15 protein-coding genes, 1 tRNA gene and 2 pseudogenes are annotated in these 18,501 nt (G+C 59.3%); 12 read left to right on the plus strand and 6 right to left on the minus strand.

What is annotated here, in order from left to right; genetic code table 11:
• Nucleotides 1-22: 22 nt before the first annotated feature.
• Complete coding sequence (locus ACCQ08_RS19880; RefSeq protein ID WP_373450768.1) at nucleotides 23-2,146, minus strand: DUF3300 domain-containing protein; 2,124 nt, start codon at nucleotides 2,144-2,146, stop codon at nucleotides 23-25.
• A gap of 302 nt (nucleotides 2,147-2,448) precedes the next feature.
• On the opposite strand from ACCQ08_RS19880, the pseudogene ACCQ08_RS19885 reads away from it, so the two are divergent.
• From ACCQ08_RS19885 to ACCQ08_RS19940, 12 genes and pseudogenes are all read left to right on the plus strand, one after another.
• Nucleotides 2,449-2,646, plus strand: a pseudogene (locus ACCQ08_RS19885) (transposase); the annotation flags it as partial.
• Nucleotides 2,613-2,788, plus strand: a pseudogene (locus ACCQ08_RS19890) (IS3 family transposase); the annotation flags it as partial. The pseudogenes ACCQ08_RS19885 and ACCQ08_RS19890, both read left to right, overlap by 34 nt.
• A gap of 339 nt (nucleotides 2,789-3,127) precedes the next feature.
• A complete protein-coding gene (locus ACCQ08_RS19895; RefSeq protein ID WP_373450769.1) occupies nucleotides 3,128-4,117 on the plus strand; it encodes an FAD-binding oxidoreductase in 990 nt (329 codons plus the stop codon).
• A gap of 11 nt (nucleotides 4,118-4,128) precedes the next feature.
• Complete coding sequence (gene rfbF, locus ACCQ08_RS19900) at nucleotides 4,129-4,902, plus strand: glucose-1-phosphate cytidylyltransferase (protein WP_239810983.1); 774 nt, start codon at nucleotides 4,129-4,131, stop codon at nucleotides 4,900-4,902.
• A 7-nt stretch (nucleotides 4,903-4,909) separates the two neighbouring features.
• Entirely contained in the window at nucleotides 4,910-5,995 is a 1,086-nt protein-coding gene (gene rfbG / locus ACCQ08_RS19905) for a CDP-glucose 4,6-dehydratase (protein ID WP_312417338.1), read from the plus strand.
• A 28-nt stretch (nucleotides 5,996-6,023) separates the two neighbouring features.
• Nucleotides 6,024-7,337, plus strand: coding sequence for a lipopolysaccharide biosynthesis protein RfbH (gene rfbH, locus ACCQ08_RS19910; protein WP_312417340.1), 1,314 nt, complete (start codon nucleotides 6,024-6,026; stop codon nucleotides 7,335-7,337).
• Nucleotides 7,338-7,340: 3 nt separating this feature from the next.
• The gene (locus ACCQ08_RS19915) at nucleotides 7,341-9,050 is read left to right on the plus strand and encodes a thiamine pyrophosphate-binding protein (protein ID WP_373450770.1); all 1,710 of its coding nucleotides are present in this window, start codon (nucleotides 7,341-7,343) and stop codon (nucleotides 9,048-9,050) included.
• Entirely contained in the window at nucleotides 9,047-9,982 is a 936-nt protein-coding gene (locus tag ACCQ08_RS19920) for an NAD-dependent epimerase/dehydratase family protein (protein ID WP_373450771.1), read from the plus strand. The genes ACCQ08_RS19915 and ACCQ08_RS19920 overlap by 4 nt, the downstream gene beginning before the upstream one ends.
• Complete coding sequence (locus ACCQ08_RS19925; RefSeq protein ID WP_373450772.1) at nucleotides 9,969-10,373, plus strand: GtrA family protein; 405 nt, start codon at nucleotides 9,969-9,971, stop codon at nucleotides 10,371-10,373. Before ACCQ08_RS19920 ends, ACCQ08_RS19925 begins: the two co-directional genes overlap by 14 nt.
• Nucleotides 10,366-11,331 (plus strand): glycosyltransferase family 2 protein, encoded by a 966-nt coding sequence (locus tag ACCQ08_RS19930; RefSeq protein ID WP_373450773.1) that lies wholly within the window; start codon nucleotides 10,366-10,368, stop codon nucleotides 11,329-11,331. Before ACCQ08_RS19925 ends, ACCQ08_RS19930 begins: the two co-directional genes overlap by 8 nt.
• Nucleotides 11,309-13,606 (plus strand): sugar translocase, encoded by a 2,298-nt coding sequence (locus tag ACCQ08_RS19935; protein WP_373450774.1) that lies wholly within the window; start codon nucleotides 11,309-11,311, stop codon nucleotides 13,604-13,606. The genes ACCQ08_RS19930 and ACCQ08_RS19935 overlap by 23 nt, the downstream gene beginning before the upstream one ends.
• Nucleotides 13,607-14,009: 403 nt before the next feature.
• Nucleotides 14,010-14,094: transfer RNA gene (locus ACCQ08_RS19940), tRNA-Ser, on the plus strand.
• Nucleotides 14,095-14,322: 228 nt separating this feature from the next.
• Here the strand turns inward: ACCQ08_RS19940 and ACCQ08_RS19945 are convergent.
• The 5 genes from ACCQ08_RS19945 to ACCQ08_RS19965 all read right to left on the minus strand — a co-directional run bounded on the left by ACCQ08_RS19945 (nucleotide 14,323) and on the right by ACCQ08_RS19965 (nucleotide 18,438).
• Entirely contained in the window at nucleotides 14,323-15,117 is a 795-nt protein-coding gene (locus ACCQ08_RS19945) for a hypothetical protein (protein WP_373450775.1), read from the minus strand.
• A gap of 31 nt (nucleotides 15,118-15,148) precedes the next feature.
• The gene (locus ACCQ08_RS19950) at nucleotides 15,149-15,475 is read right to left on the minus strand and encodes a hypothetical protein (protein ID WP_373450776.1); all 327 of its coding nucleotides are present in this window, start codon (nucleotides 15,473-15,475) and stop codon (nucleotides 15,149-15,151) included.
• A 15-nt stretch (nucleotides 15,476-15,490) separates the two neighbouring features.
• Nucleotides 15,491-16,420 (minus strand): hypothetical protein, encoded by a 930-nt coding sequence (locus ACCQ08_RS19955; RefSeq protein WP_373450777.1) that lies wholly within the window; start codon nucleotides 16,418-16,420, stop codon nucleotides 15,491-15,493.
• Between the two features lie 19 nt (nucleotides 16,421-16,439).
• Nucleotides 16,440-17,684, minus strand: coding sequence for a tyrosine-type recombinase/integrase (locus ACCQ08_RS19960; RefSeq protein WP_373450778.1), 1,245 nt, complete (start codon nucleotides 17,682-17,684; stop codon nucleotides 16,440-16,442).
• A gap of 256 nt (nucleotides 17,685-17,940) precedes the next feature.
• Entirely contained in the window at nucleotides 17,941-18,438 is a 498-nt protein-coding gene (locus ACCQ08_RS19965) for a DUF1643 domain-containing protein (RefSeq protein ID WP_373450779.1), read from the minus strand.
• Between the last annotated feature and the right edge of the window lie 63 nt (nucleotides 18,439-18,501).

An 18,501-nucleotide genomic window follows, 5' to 3' on the forward strand; every position in this document is an offset into this window, starting at 1 on the left:
CGCCAGACGAGGCTACGCGGACTCACTGGCGGTCGCGGCGTTCGCCATGTTGGCCTTCACGCGGTTGCCGGTGGGCGTCTGACTGCTGCTGCATCTGCCGCTGGCGCATTTGCTCTGCTTGGGCATGCTGTTGCGCCATTTGCTGTTGGTGCATCTGTTCTTGCTGTGCGCGCTGCTGGGCCATCTGTTGTTGGCGTGCTTGATCCTGCTGGGCATGCTGCTGTGCCATTTGCTGCTGGCGTGCTTGCTCCTGCTGGGCATGCTGCTGCGCCATCTGCTGTTGGTGCACCTGGTCTTGCTGGGCGCGCTGTTGCGCCATCTGCTGCTGGCGTGCTTGCTCTTGTTGCGCGCGCTGCTGTGCGATCTGCTGCTGTGCGATCTGCTGCTGGTGCGCCTGGTCTTGCTGGGCCCGCTGCGCCATCTGCTGCTGGCGTGCTTGCTCCTGTTGCGCGTGCTGCTGTGCGATCTGCTGCTGGTGCGCCTGGTCTTGCTGTGCGCGCTGTTGCGCCATCTGCTGCTGGCGTGCTTGCTCTTGTTGGGCGTGCTGCTGTGCGATCTGCTGTTGGTGCATCGGGTCTTGCTGTGCGCGCTGTAGCGCCATCTGCTGCTGGCGTGCTTGCTCCTGTTGCGCATGCTGCTGCGCCATCTGCTGTTGGTGCATCGGGTCTTGCTGCGCGCGCTGCTGTGCCATCTGTTGCTGGCGTGTTTGCGCTTGCTGTGCTTGCATGGGTTGGCCGTGTGCTGGCGGTTGGGCGATGGTCAACCCGCCGGGCTGTTGATGGGCTGCTGCCGGGGCCCTCTGGACATGGGGGGCTGGAAGCGGCTGCATGGATGCCACGGCGCTGGGGCGCACCATAGGCTGCATGCCCGCGCTGCTCAGCGTCTTGGGTGTGTCGCCCGCCTGGCGCTGGCTGAATGCGTAGGCGCCTGCTGCTGCCGCTGCCGTCGCTGCGCCGGCAGCCAAGGCAGGTCCGTGGCTGCCGGGGAACACGCCCGTGGTCATCGCGGGTCGGGCTGACTCGGCCGCTGGCGCATTGTTGACGACATGCACATGGGTGGTGTTGTGGATATTTTCCACAACGGTGCGGGAGTTGGAGATGTAGGTTTGGTTGTTGTAAACAACGGCTGGCCGCGCCAACGGTGGGGGTGGTCGGTTACCTCGGACCCAGTTGCCAGGCTGACCAGGCTCGCCCCAATGGACGTGCCATGCATTCCAGCCCCATGGGCGGCTGATGACCTCGGTCACGGCAACGCCGACGCCAAAGCCCATGAGCCCGCTGACCGCTGGCGTCGCGAAACCTCCCACTACGGCGGGTGGTGGGGGAGGCGGAGCCACGGCATAGCTGTAGCCACTGTAGACCGGCACCGATGTGCCGTAGACCACGCTGGGGTTGTACTGCGGGACGTAGACGGTAGAGGGCTCAGCAGGGGCGATTTCGATGAATTGCTGTGGTGGCTCGATGACCGGCGTACTCACCAGCACTTCAGGCGCTGCATCGCTGGGGGTATAGCTTTTGGGGGGCGCGGCGTCGGTCACCAGCTTGACCTTCAGATGGCTGGAGTCCTTGAGTGAGCCTGCCTTGTAGGCGCGGCCACGCATCACCTGGATGGCGTTCATCACATCGGCCGGATCGTTGTAATAGGCCTTGCCGAGCGCGGTCGTCCAGGGCAGGTTCGATGCCATTTGCCCCAGTACGTTAGGAAAAAGCGTGAGCGATTTGATCGATGGATCCCAAGGCTGGGTATGGGCTGCATTGCTCAGCGCACCCGCCTTGAGGCCGGGGTTCTGTGCCAGCCAGGCTTCCGCCGCGCTGACCTGATCGGGATAGGTGGAGCCTGCCAGGATTTGCGCGACCAGCTTGTCCGGGTACAGCGCGATGGGGGCCACCATCTGGTAGAGGATGTCTGCCGATGGCGGCGTGTAGGCAGCTTGCACCTCGGCGGGCTGCGCGGCCGGCGCTGGGTTGGCAGCAGCGTTCTCGGCAGAGGCACTGGCAGCCTTGTGGGCATCGCCATCATCGTTGCATCCCGCCAAGGCCAGTGCTGCGGCCAGCGCCACCAGCCCGGTCCGGAAGCCAGCGGCCAACAAACGCGGCGGCAAGACGGATGAATGAACGGGGTCGAGACGGTCAACGGCATGGAACATGGTGCTCTCCTGAAGGGCGGCGGTGGTTCCAAGGGGCTCTGTGCATACCAGTCGCTGCACCACCCACCGCATGTCTGCACAACGCAATGGTGCGGGCGCCGTTGACGGCCGGGCGTCCGCCAGGCGCTTTTTCAGCCAAGCCATGCCTTCCTTTAAGTTTGGCCTCAGTTTCGGTGACGCAATGACTACCACCTTGGAGCGATCCTGGTCAGGTGGACGAAGACAGCCTGGCTTTTAAGCATGGGAGGTCATCATGAGCGGACTGAGCGTGACGCCAAAACTCAAGGAGGAGTCAGTCAGTCAGGCAAGCAATCGAGCGCGGCTATTGGGTGGCCGAGGCCGCAGCCCGTCTGGGCATATCGACACACAGCTTGTATAAGTGGTTGAAGACAGGCTCTCCTGGTCAATCTGCGCAGCATTTCCAAGAGGGACTGGAGGCAGGAGTTGCAGGGGCAATCGCTAGGCCAATGACGTCACGGAATCGCTCTTCAGCAGTCTGAAGAAAGAGCGTATCTGCGAGCGGATCTAAAAAGACCCGGGACATAGCACGGGCCGATAGATGACTGCATCGAGGTTTTCTACAAGCGGTCAGGCCGCCCCAGTTTCCTGGGCGGAGTTCGCCCTGAGCCATTTGAGCGTGCCCAGAGGCGATGTTGGCATTTGTCTACCTGGAGGTTTCTCCACCTTAAACTGGCATTTATACAACACCGCCGATGCGTTCTGCGGGTCGCCTGCGGGGGCAAGGATGCGCCAGATGGCGAAAGCATGCAGAAAAGGTGATGCCCCGCAGCATATAATTTATGTTTATAGAATGAACTCCCTGCTGCGACCTGGTGCCATTATCACCTCGCAGGTTGCAAACTACATATCCAGGAGTTCAGGAACCCCGCGCGTCAGTCACCATGTCCGCAACTGACAGCGCGTCGCCTGCGGCCTGGCGACTTACCGTATTCAGCATAGGCAAGCAGTTCAGCGCGATAAATGGCTTTAGTAAAACTTCAAAACGGTAAGACATTCAGTTCCGAATTTGGCACCTCACTGCTCGACAGTGCCAAGGCCGTGGGTATCACCCTGGAATACAGCTGCCGCACCGGCCGTTGCGGTGTTTGCAAAACCACCGTCGTCTGCGGCAAGACTGAAGCATTCCGTGGAGAGACCTCGCTGACCGCCGAAGAGCGGGCTGCCGGGATGATCCTGACCTGCTGCCGTCACGCCGTCGGTGACTTGGAAATCGACGCTGAAGACCTCGGCGCCCTCAGCAACATCGTGGTCAAGACCGTTCCTTGTCGTATCGACAGTCTCACCCGCTTGGCAGACAACGTGGTCGAGGTGGTGCTGCGCGTGCCACCCACTGGCAAGCTTAACTACTTGCCCGGCCAGTACCTGGACGTGATCGGCGAAGGCGGACTGCGCCGCAGCTACTCCATCGCCAACGCCCAGCGCGAAGACGGCAAGCTGGAGCTGCAGATTCGCGAAGTCGAGCAAGGCATAATGTCGCAGTACTGGTTCCGCAGCGCTAAGCACAATGACCTGTTGCGCCTGGAGGGCCCACTGGGCACGTTTTGCCTGCGCGAGAAAGACGCAGCCTCTATCGTCTTCCTTGCCACCGGCACCGGTATTGCACCCGTCAAAGCCATGCTTGAGCAATTGCTGGGCAACCCGGAACTGGCCGCTGGCAAGAAAATCTATGTCTACTGGGGTGGGCGCCATCCCGGAGATATCTATTGGACACCTCAGCTCCAAGGGCTCAACGCCGAATTCATACCGGTACTGTCGCGCGCCCCTGCCGACTGGCCAGGGCGCACCGGCTACGTACAAAAGGCGCTGCTCGATGATGGCATCGAGCTTTCCGATGCGGTCATCTATGCCTGCGGCTCGGAGGATATGATCCATTCCGCCCGCACTGCACTGACCGCTGCCGGCTTGCCGGCGAAACACTTTTTCTCCGATGCTTTTGTAAGCTCAAACTAACAAGGGAAGACATGAAAGCAGTTATTTTGGCAGGTGGCCTGGGCACGCGGTTGAGCGAAGAGACCGGTACTCGTCCCAAGCCTATGGTCGAAATCGGCGGTAAACCGATCCTCTGGCACATCATGAAGATGTACTCCTCCCACGGCATCAATGACTTCATCATCTGCTGTGGCTACAAGGGCTACATGATCAAGGAATACTTTGCCAATTACTTCCTGCACACTTCGGACGTCACCTTCAACATGCGTGACAACAGCATGCAAGTGCACGACAAGCGTGCCGAAGACTGGAACGTGACCCTGGTCGACACCGGCGAAACGTCGATGACCGGCGGCCGTCTGCGCCGCGTGGCCGACTATGTGCGGCACGAAGAAGCCTTCTGCTTCACCTACGGTGATGGTGTCGGCGACATGGACATCAGCGCCACCATCGCCTTCCACAAGCGCCATGGCAAGGACGCGACCCTGACCGCCACTTACCCTCCAGGGCGTTTCGGTGCGCTGGACATCAGCAACGGCCAAGTCCTGAACTTCAAGGAAAAGCCCAAGGGCGACGGTGCCATGATCAACGGCGGCTTCTTCGTGCTTTCGCCCAAGGTGCTTGACCGCCTGAGTGCCGACAGCACCGTGTGGGAGCAGGATCCGCTGATGGGCCTGGCCAACGACGGTCAGCTGATGGCCTTCGAGCATGCCGGTTTCTGGCAGCCGATGGACACCCTGCACGACAAGAACCTGCTGGAAAAGCTGTGGCAGAATGGCGCCGCTCCATGGAAATCCTGGGAATAACGCGAACATGAAAGCTTCCGTCTCTCCCGCCTTCTGGCAAGGCAAGAAGGTCTTTCTTACCGGCCACACCGGGTTCAAGGGCAGCTGGATGGCACTGTGGTTGCAGGGCATGGGGGCGCAGGTAAAGGGCTTCGCCCTAGCACCACCGACTTCCCCTTCGCTGTTCGAACAGGCGCAGGTCGAGCGCGGTATGCACGCTTCGCAGATCGGCGACATCCGCGACTTGGCGGCCATCACCCAGAGCATGACGGCGTTCGACCCTGACATCCTGATCCACATGGCGGCGCAGCCACTGGTGCGCCTGTCTTACCGTGAGCCGGTAGACACCTACGCCACCAATGTAATGGGTACCGTTCACGTGCTGGAAGCCGCGCGCCAGTGCCCAAGCCTGCGTGCGATCGTCAATGTCACCACCGACAAGTGCTACGAAAACCAGGAATGGGAATGGGGCTACCGTGAAAATGAACCCATGGGTGGCCACGACCCCTACAGCAACAGCAAGGGTTGCGTCGAGCTGATCACCAGTGCCTACCGCAGCTCGTTCTTCAACACCGAGCATGCTGCGGCCCTGGCCTCGGCTCGCGCTGGCAACGTGATCGGTGGCGGCGACTGGGCTGCTGACCGGCTGATTCCCGACATCCTGCGCGCTGTGGCGCAGGGCGAGCCAGTGGTGGTGCGCAACCCCAAGGCTACACGTCCCTGGCAGCATGTGCTGGAACCGCTGAGCGGTTACCTGGTTCTGGCCCAGCAGCTATGGGAGCAAGGCCACGACGTTGCGCAGGGCTGGAACTTCGGCCCGCGCGACGAGGATGCCCGCCCCGTCGAATGGATCCTTGACCACATGGTCCAGGCTTGGGGTGATGGAGCTAGCTGGCGGCTGGACAACGACCCGCAGCCGCACGAAGCCCGTTATCTGAAACTGGACATTTCCAAGGCACGCACCCACCTGAAGTGGGAACCGACCTGGGACCTTGAAACCACCTTGACCCACATCGTCAACTGGCACCGCGCCTGGCTTGAAGGCGCCGACATGCGCTCCCGCTGCGTGGACGAAATCAACAACTACATGGCTGCCATGGCTTCTGGCGCCTAAACAAATATCAGCTTGAGCAGGAATTACTATGACCCCCGATATGCTCCGTCAGGAAATCAGCCAGCTCGTCGAGCGCTACGCTCAGATGGCCCTGGCCCCCAAACCTTTTGTTGGGGGCGAATCCGTCATCCCTCCTTCGGGCAAGGTGATCGGCGCCCGTGAACTGCAGTTGATGGTCGAGGCGTCACTGGACGGCTGGCTGACCACCGGCCGTTTCAACGCCCAATTCGAGAAAAAACTGGCGGAATTCCTCGGCGTAAAACACCTGATCACCGTCAACTCCGGCTCGTCAGCCAACCTGGTGGCCTTCAGCACGCTGACTTCGCCCAAGCTGGGTGCGCGCGCCATCCAGAAAGGTGACGAAGTGATCGGGGTGGCTGCCGGCTTCCCGACGACCGTCAACCCGATCGTGCAATTCGGTGCCATCCCGGTGTTCGTCGACGTCGACATGGCCACCCACAACATCAATGCCGACCTGATCGAGGCCGCCATTACACCGAAAACCAAGGCCATCATGCTTGCCCACACCCTGGGCAACCCGTTCAACCTGGCCAAGGTCAAGGCGATTTGCGAGAAGTACAACCTGTGGCTGGTCGAAGACTGCTGTGACGCCCTGGGCGCCACTTACGACGGCAAGATGGTCGGCACCTTCGGAGACATCGCCACCCTGAGCTTCTACCCGGCCCACCACATCACGATGGGTGAAGGCGGCGCGGTGTTCACCAACAACGCCCAGCTCAAGCTGATCGCCGAGTCGTTCCGCGACTGGGGTCGTGACTGCTACTGCGCACCGGGTTGTGATGACACCTGCGGCAAACGCTTCGGCCAGCAGTTCGGCAGCCTGCCGCACGGTTACGACCACAAGTATGTGTACGCCCACCTGGGCTACAACCTGAAGATCACCGACATGCAGGCCGCCTGTGGCCTGGCCCAGTTGGACCGTGCGCCGGAGTTCATCGAAACCCGCAAGCGCAACTTCAAGCTGCTCAAAGAACGTCTGTCGAGCCTGAGCGACTTCCTGGAAATCGCCGAACCAACACCGAACAGCGAACCGTCCTGGTTCGGCTTCCCGGTCACGCTGAAGGAAAGCGCCGGGGTCAAGCGTGTCGACCTGCTGAAATTCCTCGACCAGCATAAGATCGGTACCCGCCTGCTGTTCGCTGGCAACCTGACCCGACAGCCGTACTTCCACAACGTGGAATACCGGGTGGTCGGCGAGCTGACCAACACCGACCGAACCATGAACCAGACTTTCTGGCTAGGCGTGCAGCCTTCGCTGGGGCAGGAACACTTTGACTTCGTCGGTGAAAAACTGGAAGAATTCTTCGGGATCGGTTTCTAACTTATGAAAGCTTCAGATGCAGTAGCAAAAGTTCTGGCGGACCACAACGTCCTCCATGGTTTTGAGCTTATCGGTGGAATGATCGCCCATCTGGTGGACAGTATTAACTTGCTCGGCAAGACCAAGTTGGTATCCATGCACCATGAGCAAGGGGCGGCCTTCGCTGCATCTGGGGTCGCCCGCGCGACCCACCACAAGGTCATGGGCGTGGCACTGGGCACGAGCGGCCCAGGCGCCACCAACCTGATCACCGGCATTGCTGATTGCTGGCTGGACAGCCATCCGTGCGTGTTTCTCACTGGACAAGTGAACACCCATGAGCTCAAGGGCGACCGCGCTATCCGCCAGCAAGGCTTCCAGGAACTCGACAGCGTGGCCCTGGTGAGCAGCATCACCAAGTATGCGCACCAGGTCACCCACGTCGACGACCTCATTCCAAGCCTGCTCAAAGCGCTGCGTATCGCGCGAGAAGGCCGTCCGGGCCCGGTCCTGCTGGACATCCCCATGGATATCCAGCGGGCCGAAATCGATGACAGGGTGCTGGACCAATTGATCAAAGCCAGCCTGGCCGTCCCCGTGGCTCAGTCCCAGGGCTCGTACAGCGAGGTCTGGGCCGCGCTGGCCAAGGCACAAAAGCCGTTGTTCCTGATCGGCGGAGGCGCGGTCAACTGCCCTCACTTCAGCCGTTGGCTGAACCAGGTTGGCAAACTGGGTATCCCTCACGTCGCCAGCCTCAAAGGCGCTGAAAAGCTCACCGCCAGCGAGCATTACCTGGGCATGCTCGGGGCCTATGGCACCCGCGCCGCGAACCATGCAGTGCAAAACTGTGACCTGCTGGTGGTGTTCGGCAGCCGCATGGACGTGCGCCAGACCGGCGCAAAGACCGATACCTTCGCCGCCCATGCACAGGTCATCCAGTTTGACCTGGATGCCGCGCAGCTGGACAACCGGGTCAAGGCACATCAGTCGATTCAGGCCGAACTCGATAGCGTATTCGCCGACTTCATCACCCATGCCGCCACGCTGCCGACGGCGCCAGCGGCCTGGCGCACGCACCTGGGCCAGGTATTCGCGCAGTCGTTCACTGATGAATACGCGGGCTGGAGCATCAGCCCGTTTGCCCTGTTCAGCACGCTCAACGAACTGACCGCTGACCGCGCGCTGGACTACGTTGCAGACGTCGGCAACAACCAGATGTGGGCAGCGCATACCCTGCGCCTGGGCCCTAACCAGGCCATGCACCATTCGGGTGGCCTGGGCACCATGGGCTTCGCCATCCCTGCCGCAGTCGGGGTGAGCATCGCCGGTGACAAGCCGGTCATCGTCATCACCGGTGACGGTGGTGCGCAGCTGAACATTCAGGAACTGGATATCATTGCCCGCGACCAGTTGCCCATACTGACCATTGTGATGAACAACCACTCATTGGGCATGGTGCGTGGCTTCCAGGAAATGTACTTCGAGGGGCGCAACTCGTCGACCTACTGGAACGGCTACACCTCTCAGTTCAAGGCCCTGGGTGAGGCGTACGGCATCCCCTCTCACAGCGTCATCGACCAGACTGCCTTCAACGCCGCAGTGACCGAATTCCTCGCTAACGGCAAGCCGATGTTGATCGAGGTGTTGATGCCAGACGCCCGCGAATGCCGCCCGCGCCTGGAGTTTGGCCGGCCGATTGATGAGCAGTCGCCGCTGATGGACCTGGGCCGATGAGGCTGGCAATTCTCGGGGCCAGCAGCCACATTGCGAAGGACTTGGTTGCCAGCATAGCCGCGCACACCGCTTACGCCTGTACCTTGTTCGTCCGCGCCCCTGGCGCGCTGGACGCCGAGCTGCAAGCCATCGCAGCACGCAAGGGCTTTGCCGTCAGCGACTATGCCGGCTTCGACGCCAGTAGCCAGTTCGATGCGATCATCAACTTCGTCGGCGTTGGAGACCCGGCCCGCGCCGTACAGATGGGCAAGGCAATCTTCACGGTCACTGAGCAATACGACAACCTGGCGCTGGACTACCTGCGCAGCCACCCTGCGTGCCGCTACATCTACCTGAGCAGCGGCGCAGCCTACGGTAGCAATTTCGCGGTACCGGTGACGGAGGCCTCCCACGCAGTGTTCCCGATCAACGGCCTGAGCCCGCAGGACTGGTATGGTGCGGCTAAGTTCCAGGCCGAATGTCGCCACCGCGCACTGCCCGAGGCGGCGATCGTCGATGTGCGAGTATTCAGCTATTTCAGCCATCGTCAGGCACCCGAAGCGCGCTTCTTCCTCAGCGACATTCTGCGTGCGCTGCACAACGGCAGTGTGCTGGAAGTGGCAGCTGATGACATGATCCGGGACTACCTGACGCCGTCGGACTTCCTGCAGTTGATCGACCGCATCCTGCAAGCGCCGCCGTGCAATGCCGTCATCGACTGCTACAGCCAGTCGCCGGTGGGCAAGTTTGAATTGCTCGCAGCACTGGGTGAAACCTTCGGCCTGCGGCACAGCGTCGTCGGCGACCAGGCGCGCGTCAACGCTACCGGCCCCAAGGCCCATTACTACTCGCGCAACCGTAAAGCCGAGCAGTTGTTCGGTTATGTACCGGGCGACTCGTCGCTCAGCGGTGTAGTACGCGAGATCAGGCAGCAACTCGATGCAAGAGACTAAGCCCTCGCTCCCCTGGATGCGCAAGCTGATGCAGGTGAAGCTGCTCCGCTTCCTGCTGGTGGGCGTGCTGAACGCGGCGTTCGGGTATGGCTGCTTTGCCGGTTTCCTGTATCTGGGTCTGCACTACAGTGCGGCCTTGCTGCTGGCCACCGTACTGGGCGTTGCCTTCAATTTCAAAAGCACCGGGGCCCTGGTGTTCGGCTCGAAGAACAACAAACTGATCTTCAGGTTCGTGGCCGGCTATGGCGTGGTTTATGGCGCCAACGTGGCCGGCATTGCAGCCCTCAAGCTGCTGGGTGTCGAGCCCTACCTGGCCGGCATGGCATTGATCGTGCCCATGGCCCTGCTCTCCTTTGTCATCAATAACAGGTTCGTTTTCAATGATGCGTAAGCTGATCAGCATAGTAACTCCCTGCTACAACGAAGAAGCCAACATCGATGAGCTATACCAACGCATCGTCGAAGTCATGGCACGCCTTGATTACGATTACGAACATGTATTCATCGACAACTGCTCCACCGATGGCAGCCACGCCAAGCTGCGCGGCCTGGCGGCGCAGGACAAACGCGTCAAGGTGATCTTCAACGCACGCAACTTCGGCCATATCCGCTCGCCTTACCATGCCCTATTGCAGGTCAATGGCGACTGTGCCGTGCTGATCGCCTCCGACCTCCAAGACCCTCCCGAGATGATCGAAGAGTTCGTCAAGAAGTGGGAAGAAGGCTTCAAGACTGTCATGGCGGTTAAACCGGAGAGCGAAGAGTCGCGCATGATGTTCCTGGTGCGACGCGCCTACTACCGCTTCGTCACGCGCATCTCGGAGGTGCCTCTGGTGCAGAACGCTACCGGTGCCGGCCTGTTTGACCGTGCGGTGTTGGATATCCTGCAGAAGATCGACGACCCGTACCCATACTTCCGTGGCCTGCTGTGCGAGATCGGCTTCCCGATCGCGACCGTGCCGTTCAAGCAGCCTCGCCGCCAGCGCGGCATCACCAAGAACAACTTCTACACCCTGTACGACATCGCCATGCTGGGCATCACCAATCACTCCAAGGTGCCCCTGCGCCTGATGGTGATGGGCGGTGGCCTGCTGGCGGGTCTGAGCCTGCTGGCCGCGTTTGGCTTCCTGCTGGCCAAGCTGGTGTTCTGGAACTCGTTCCAAATGGGCATCGCGCCGTTGCTGATCTCACTGTTCTTCTTCAGCTCGGTGCAAATCCTGTTTCTTGGCATGTTGGGCGAATATCTGGGGTCGGTGCATACGAAAATGCGCAACATGCCGTTGGTGGTGGAAGCCGAGCGCTTGAACTTTGACCAGCCGGGCGGAGATGAACACCATGACCGCGCGTAATCCGGTACCTTCAGACGAGACCCTGGAATTCGCAGCACCACTGACCTTGCGCGAGATAGTGGCAGCTGACTGGAAGCTGATCGTGCTGGGTGCGCTGGCCTCTTTCTTCCTCGCCAGCATTCTGACAAGCGGCATACCCGAAGGGCTGGTCCCCAATCTCTCGGCGCCATACAGCTATGGCGGCGATGGACTGTTCCATGCTTGGATGGCCCAGCGCGTTCATGAAGGCTGGTTGTTCGAGAACGCTCGCAGCGGCTATCCGTTCGGCTCCAACTTCTTCGACTTCCCAGGCTCCGACGGCGGAGATCACTTGATCATCAAGTTGACAGCCCTGCTCACTGGAGGCTGGGTGGGCGGCGTCAACCTCTTCTACCTGCTCGGGTTTGTCAGCTGTTTCATCGCCACCTATGTAACGGCGCGAGGTTTCGGACTGAACCGCAGTTTTGCGATGGCGGCCGGTGCACTCTACTCGTTCGTGCCGTTTCACTTCCTGCGCCTGCAGCATCTTTTTTATACCTGGTATTTCGTTGCGCCTTTGTTCTTCTACCTGGCATTGACCATCTACCGGACCCCCGCCAAGGTTCCCGGCACCCGCACAACATGGGGCAGGCTGGCTCTGGCAGCCTGCGGGATGGTGGTGCTGGCATCGTTCGGTGTCTATTACGCGCTGTTCGGCATCATTATGCTGGCACTCGCTGGCATCCTCAGCGCGGTGCGCTCCGGACACCTTCAAGGCACGAAGAAAGCCGTGCTGCTGTGCACCTTTGCCGTGGCGGGGGTACTGCTCAACGTTGCACCGAACTTGGTCGGTAACTTCACCGAAGGCCGCAACCCGGAGACTGCCCAACGCTTGCCGCTGGAGTCCGAAATTTACGGTCTGAAGTTGATGCACTTGCTGATGCCCAGGGGAGACCACCGTTCTTCGACGCTGCGAGACGTGGCCCGGGATTACAGCAGCTCGCCACTGAACAACGAAAACTCCACATCCTCCCTGGGCATGATTGGCTCAGCAGGATTCATGCTCTCCTTGCTGCTGGTAGCGCTCGCCCCCGCACGCCTGAAGATCGATGAACGGCTGCGTTTGCTCGCGGCCATCATCTTTGTGCTGTTCATGTTTGCCACCATTGGGGGGTTGGGCTCGCTGTTCGCGCTGGTGGTGTCGCCGTTGATCCGGGGCTGGAACAGGATCAGCATCTTCATCGCCTGCGGGTCGATACTGTTCTTCTTCGTGGCCCTGCAGTCGGTGCTGCTCAAACGCCCACGCTATGCGCGCTATAGCGTGGGCATTGCCTCTGTGCTGGTGCTGTTTGGCCTGTATGACCAAACCGCTTCTGTGTGCCAGGACTGCAATGCCAACCAGAAGGCCGCATTCGGAAAAGACCAGCAGTTTGTCCAAAACATCGAGAAGGCGCTGCCGGCAGGCGCCGCCATCTACCAGTTGCCCTACATCGGCTTCCCGGAAGTGCCATTCATGCACCGGCTGCTCAATTATCAGATGATGACCGGCGTGCTCCATTCCTCGGCACTGCACTGGAGCTTCGGAGGTATGAAAGGCCGCCCAGGGGACCTGTTCTATCGCTCCCTGGCCAAAGAGCCGCTGTCGCACCAGCTTGAGGTCATTCGCCGGCTTGGATTTGATGGTATCTACATCGATCGCCGGGGCTATGAGGATAACGGCCATGCCGTGATCGAAGAGCTGACGCAGTTGCTGCACATGCCGCCAACACTTGAGCATGCCAGCAAGGAGATCGTGTTTTTCAAGATCGACGACCGTGCACATCCGCCCATCTCTGGTCTGACGCCGAAGCAGATCATGGCACAAGCCCAATATTTTGCGGACGCATTCGGGCCGCGCTACCCCGGTGACATGGCCAGCGGCATTGACTTCTCCAAGCCCGGCCTGCCCGACTTCATTGCGAGCATCAGCGGGCTTTCCGGCGTCGAGCCGTGGGGACGCTGGTCCGATCAGAGCAAGACCACCTTCGAGTTCGTCCAGTCGCTGCCGCAGCGGTTCACCTTGGTGCTAAAGGCTCACGCGTTTGCCTCCAACGCCAGCAAACCGACAAAGGTCAAAATCGGAAGTCATGCTTACGATATTCAACTGACTGCGGGTGATTCAGAAATACGACTAGACGTCGACCTGCAGGGTGAGAACGCCGACCGCATCACCTTCATCCCCCCGGCGCCCATTGCGCCGCACAAGGTGGACAAAAACAACCACGACGCGCGCACTATTGCTATTGGTTTCGTGTCCATGGGCATCGATACCCCATAGTCGGTAGGAATCTTTGAGGGGGTACGGGCCCTGCATTGGACTGCCCTTGGTCAGGTGGACAAATGCCAGCCTCACGCCCGCGCGCGGTCAAACGCCTGCGGGCTGCCCCGGTCTATGAGGACGGTGGTAGCCTGATCAGTTGGAGAACGCCTCGTTGTGGTCGAATGCATTGGTCTGGGTCATGTCCCGGGTCTTTTAGATCCGCTTGGGGATACGCTCTTTCTTCAGACTGTTCGTCTACCTATCCACGTGCAGCCCCTTGCCCGCTGTTCCAGGTTGGTCCGTCGGTAGCAGGCGAGGTGCTCACCCCGATCAATCACCACCCCGCCATCCTTTTTTCAGAAATCTGCGATTCTTCCCGAGACCCTCAAATTGCCTGCTATAATTTCAGCTTCGGCGCTGCGGAGAGGTGGCAGAGTGGTCGAATGTACCTGACTCGAAATCAGGCGTACGTGCAAACGTACCGAGGGTTCGAATCCCTCCCTCCTAGTTAAGAATTTATGAAATACGGGCCCATGTGGCCCGTTTTGCATTTCTACCTTCCAGCTTACCCACTGTGGCGCTGGGCACATACCCCGCGTTAGCGGTATGTGCTGGTATGGCCTTCGCGATATTTGCTCTTAATATCGCAGCGCTTTGCGCTGTCCTGGGCTACCTTCTAGGCTATCTTTTGCATCCTTCGTGGCATGCCGCGGCTCTATGTTCCCCGGAGTGAATTATGCCCACCCAGCCTTTTCTACACCAATCATTATTGATACGTTTACAACTCGGACTGCATCGGAGTATTGGCGTAGACGTGAACGCGTGATCTTAATAGCTTTATTGCCTCTCTCGTCTAGGTGAGGCGCTCTTTCTATGTCACGAGGACCTAATCTGCCGTACCTGTGTAGAAGGACATTCCGTACCATAGAGGCTTCGTTCAGGCATGCTGCTGATCTAGCTGGGATTTCGATGTCCACTCCCAGCCACGAGAACAATGTCGTCAATCTTGCAGCTATATCCCAACCGCCATCGGGAGTGGCGCTCTTGGCCTTTTGATCCAGCTTACTTGCCACATCTAGGCAGATATCTTCAGTCCATGGCCATTGCAATGCTGCATATTTTGTTGGTGGAAATTTGCCTGCTGCGGAGTCAGCAGCAGATTGCTGAGACTCTAGAATAGCTGCGATTATATTTTCATTTCCTGACTCATATGCCGCCCATAAGCTAAGAAATGACAGTACGTTCACTCTATGGAAATCCTCCGATTCCATCTGCTTAAGCCATCTTAAATTATCGTCAGTTTGAGCGTTTCGCTGTGTAATTATGTCCGTGGCTATGCCTCTTTGCATAGCCTCTTTAGACATCATATATTTATGCATTGGGATTAAGCCCTCTGCCATCTTTAGGCAATCTATTAGATATCCTGCAATAAATCCATCTCCTAACAATCGTGATCCGGTTTGCTGAATCGCATACATGATTTTGTTTCTTGATGGTGTACCTAATGTTGGGTCTTGTAATTCAGGCATTTTTCAGTGTCATATTTACGGTGAAAGTTTTTTAGTTTTCAGCTGCAATGGTACCTTCTGTGGCGGACTTACTCATAAAATTTTTTGCGAGACATTCCTTACGCGCATCCTGCTCCTTGATCGCGTAGCAGCTACTGCGCGTTCCCTTGATCTCTGCCATGCACTGGTTACGCTTGTCGCCATCCTTGATTCGATGGCAGTACCCATAGTCCCGCTTGACCACCGCCAGGCAGTGCGCCCGTTTGTCTCCATCTTTGATCGCGTAGCAATCTGAGGATGCAGCCATGACCTCCCCCATGGCCAATAGCGCGGCAGCACACGGGAGGGCTAGGAGGATATTTCTCGCTATTGAGTTCATGGCCACGGGTCCTTCCTAGTTGCAGACGCTGTGGAACATCGCCTGTTCTTCGCCCGCTGTGCATATGGTCAACTGTTCGCTATCGCGTTGCCATCCAAATCTACACATCGCAAGTCCCGATCCACTGCATGTCAGCATTTCAGGGCGACCTTCGCAACGGCTGTCACCATCCATGCATGTGTCTGCATCTTTTGACAGCACCGGTTGCCATCCATCGCGCATTAGTACCGTACGTACTGCGGCATAGGTTTCGTTACGACTGAACGGTGGGATGGGGCGCCCCTTCTTGTGCGCTACGGCTGGTTCCCGGGCTGCTGGAGCGACAGTCGTAAGGGCGCCTGCATCTGCTCCGGACTTGCGAGATACCAGCAGTGGTGCACGGCTTTCTACGGGCACGACGGTACCGTTTGCCTCCTGCCACTCTCCAGCATATGTCCAGTATTTCTGCCCCTTATATGTGACCTGCATACGTTCGGGTTCGCTACCGAGTCCTTCGTCCTTTCGTGGGGGCCAGTCAAGCCAACGTGCGGTTACCGGGTCGGAATGAGATACCTGGACGCAATTACCCCGTGCAAGTTGACGCAGGGTCTCTTGCTGGTATGCCCACATGCTGCGTTGCATGTAGCCGTCGTTGGTCATTATCCGGGTCAAGATTTCCGGCTGACTACGGTATTTCTTTACGAGGGCTTCGTTGGTAGGGTCCTGTACATTGATGATGGTATCAATGGATTTCTGTTGAAGGCACAGCAGTGCCGGTTCCTTGAGATCGGTGCGCAATTCAAGCTGGACATCGGGTTGCAGCGCTGCTACTGGAACTGCGATGGCCAGCGCTATCAGGCACCATGAACCTGCCACCTTCAATTTCCCGATCGAGCCCGATTGCCACGTGCGAGCATGCCATGCTCTGATGGTGTTGTACTTAGCGACTGAATTCTGATTTTGCATATTCGGTTCCTCCGTTTGCTTATTGGGTGTTGGGTACGCGTTGTGGATGCTTTATTGCCGCAGGTTGCCCGCGGGTATGACCGTCGGTCATGGCGTAGCTGCCCCAGTCCTGCATGAGTGCGTGGCGCTTTTCCAGCATGTCTCCGCGTCGATACGCGGCTTCCACCTTGCTCGCGACGGTGTGTGCGAGGGCCATCTCCGCGACCTCATTGGCGTACTGTGTTTTCTCTGCGCACCAGTCGCGGAACGTAGAGCGGAATCCATGCGGCACGGCGTCCACATTCAGGCGGCGGAGGACTGCAGTTAGCGTCATGTTCGATAGCGGCGCTCCCGTCTCTGGATCGGCACTTGCCCGGTAGCCCGGGAAAACATAGAGGCACGATGCAGGTACGACCTCGCGTTGGTTCTTGAGGATCTCAATTGCTGCATCCGACAGGGGTACGCGGTGCTCCTTATGGGCTTTCATCCGCTCCGCTGGGATCGTCCATACGCGGTTGGCAATATCGATCTCATCCCACCTTGCTCCCCGTACTTCTCCTGACCGGGTTGCCGTCAGGATCAGGAACTGCAGCGCCAGCGCCCCATTGCCTTCCTGGCTTCGCAACTGCACCATGAACGCAGGTAGATCGGCATAGGGCATGGCACGGTGATGCACGGTCTTAGTGACCTTTGCTGGTGCCGGTAGTAGCTTGTCCAGGAGTCCCTTCCAGCGCGCCGGGTTGGCATCCTTGCGATAGCCCCGGGCCACTGCCCAGTCCAGTACCGATTCGATCCGTCCCCGCACTCGATTGGCTGTTTCCGTCTTAGTGGCCCACATGGGCTCGATCACCCGCAGCACCATCTCTACGTCGACCGCTGCCACTGGCACCTTGCCCAGGACAGGATTGGCGTAGGTAGCGAGGGATGAACGCCACTGCGCCACATGTTTGACGTTCTTCCAGCCTTTCTCGTGGGCGTCGATGTACTTGGTAGCGGCGTCTGCGAACGTGATGGCTCGCTGCATCTCCTGGGCCAGTTGGGTACGCAGGCGCTGTGCGTCGGCTACTGGATCGATACCGCGTGCCAGCTTGAGGCGAGCTTCGCGTGCCAGGTCCCTGGCTTGCGCGAGGGTGACCGAGGGATAGGACCCCAGACCCAGGTCCCGGCGGCGGCCGCCTACCTGGTAGCGCAGCAGCCAGCTACGCGATCCGTACATGGTGACGTTCAGCACCAGGCCGCGCACGCCTCCGACGTGTGTCGATCCCCTCCGCCAGATGTTGGCCACTTGCTGGGCTCCTAGTTCCTTAGCGGCCATACGTACCACCTCCGGATAGGGTATTTGCAATCTCAATGGGCATGTCCTTCTTGTCCTTCTCGCGTGTTGTGATGGGTAGATGGACAAAATTTTCAGCAGCGTTTGCAGAGGTCGGAAGGGGGTAGCCCCGGGCGTGCTGCGCCCTATGCGGACGATGACACTGCAGGAGTTTTCTTGTGAGGATTCGGTACGAGGCCGACCAGAGATGCAGGGCGTGCGCCGCGGACTAGTCCAGCGCGTAGGGTTGGAACTTCCAGTCGTAGTTGAGGCGGCTGGGGTGTCTTGGATGGCCGCTGGCGGTGGGCTCGCCGAACATGCGCCACTGCGGCGAGTACTTTGCGAGGCGGGCATGCAGCTCGTCGCGGGCTCGCAGGAAATACGAGCGCTGCACCACAGTCTCACCCCACGCAGCCCATAGCGTTGGGGTCTCGTACTGCGCGATCAATTTCTCCATCTCATCGAGATTGCGGGCGTAGGCTTCGGGATCAGCTCGGGTGGGCAGGGCGCTCCAGTCCGTGGCTCGCACGGGGTAGAGGTTGAGCATCACGAATCCATCGTATCCGTTGAGCGCGGCGACCTTCTGCACCCTGGCTACGGTGGGGTCTGATTTTTCCTGTGTTGCCGTGCTCGGGTTAAGGCCGATAGTGATCAATGGACGTGTGCCCGATGTGCCCAGGGTGTAGCGCCATTGGTCGTTTTGGTCTGCGTGGTAGAGGTCGTACATCGGTTGTCTATCTGAGTTATGTCGATCCGGGGTGAGGCTTGTGCGGTCGACTGATCGTAACTC

Origin of the sequence: Comamonas sp. SY3 (assembly GCF_041730275.1) — a bacterium.
Lineage (GTDB): Bacteria > Pseudomonadota > Gammaproteobacteria > Burkholderiales > Burkholderiaceae_C > Comamonas > Comamonas sediminis.

What these genes read in the sequence shown, in the direction of transcription:
- ACCQ08_RS19880 (WP_373450768.1), bottom strand. Translation starts at nt 2,146, where the DNA reads ATGTTCCATGCCGTTGACCGTCTCGACCCCGTTCATTCATCCGTCTTG.
- ACCQ08_RS19895 (WP_373450769.1), top strand. Translation starts at nt 3,128, where the DNA reads ATGGCTTTAGTAAAACTTCAAAACGGTAAGACATTCAGTTCCGAATTT.
- rfbF (WP_239810983.1), top strand. Translation starts at nt 4,129, where the DNA reads ATGAAAGCAGTTATTTTGGCAGGTGGCCTGGGCACGCGGTTGAGCGAA.
- rfbG (WP_312417338.1), top strand. Translation starts at nt 4,910, where the DNA reads ATGAAAGCTTCCGTCTCTCCCGCCTTCTGGCAAGGCAAGAAGGTCTTT.
- rfbH (WP_312417340.1), top strand. Translation starts at nt 6,024, where the DNA reads ATGACCCCCGATATGCTCCGTCAGGAAATCAGCCAGCTCGTCGAGCGC.
- ACCQ08_RS19915 (WP_373450770.1), top strand. Translation starts at nt 7,341, where the DNA reads ATGAAAGCTTCAGATGCAGTAGCAAAAGTTCTGGCGGACCACAACGTC.
- ACCQ08_RS19920 (WP_373450771.1), top strand. Translation starts at nt 9,047, where the DNA reads ATGAGGCTGGCAATTCTCGGGGCCAGCAGCCACATTGCGAAGGACTTG.
- ACCQ08_RS19925 (WP_373450772.1), top strand. Translation starts at nt 9,969, where the DNA reads ATGCAAGAGACTAAGCCCTCGCTCCCCTGGATGCGCAAGCTGATGCAG.
- ACCQ08_RS19930 (WP_373450773.1), top strand. Translation starts at nt 10,366, where the DNA reads ATGCGTAAGCTGATCAGCATAGTAACTCCCTGCTACAACGAAGAAGCC.
- ACCQ08_RS19935 (WP_373450774.1), top strand. Translation starts at nt 11,309, where the DNA reads ATGAACACCATGACCGCGCGTAATCCGGTACCTTCAGACGAGACCCTG.
- ACCQ08_RS19945 (WP_373450775.1), bottom strand. Translation starts at nt 15,117, where the DNA reads ATGCCTGAATTACAAGACCCAACATTAGGTACACCATCAAGAAACAAA.
- ACCQ08_RS19950 (WP_373450776.1), bottom strand. Translation starts at nt 15,475, where the DNA reads ATGAACTCAATAGCGAGAAATATCCTCCTAGCCCTCCCGTGTGCTGCC.
- ACCQ08_RS19955 (WP_373450777.1), bottom strand. Translation starts at nt 16,420, where the DNA reads ATGCAAAATCAGAATTCAGTCGCTAAGTACAACACCATCAGAGCATGG.
- ACCQ08_RS19965 (WP_373450779.1), bottom strand. Translation starts at nt 18,438, where the DNA reads ATGTACGACCTCTACCACGCAGACCAAAACGACCAATGGCGCTACACC.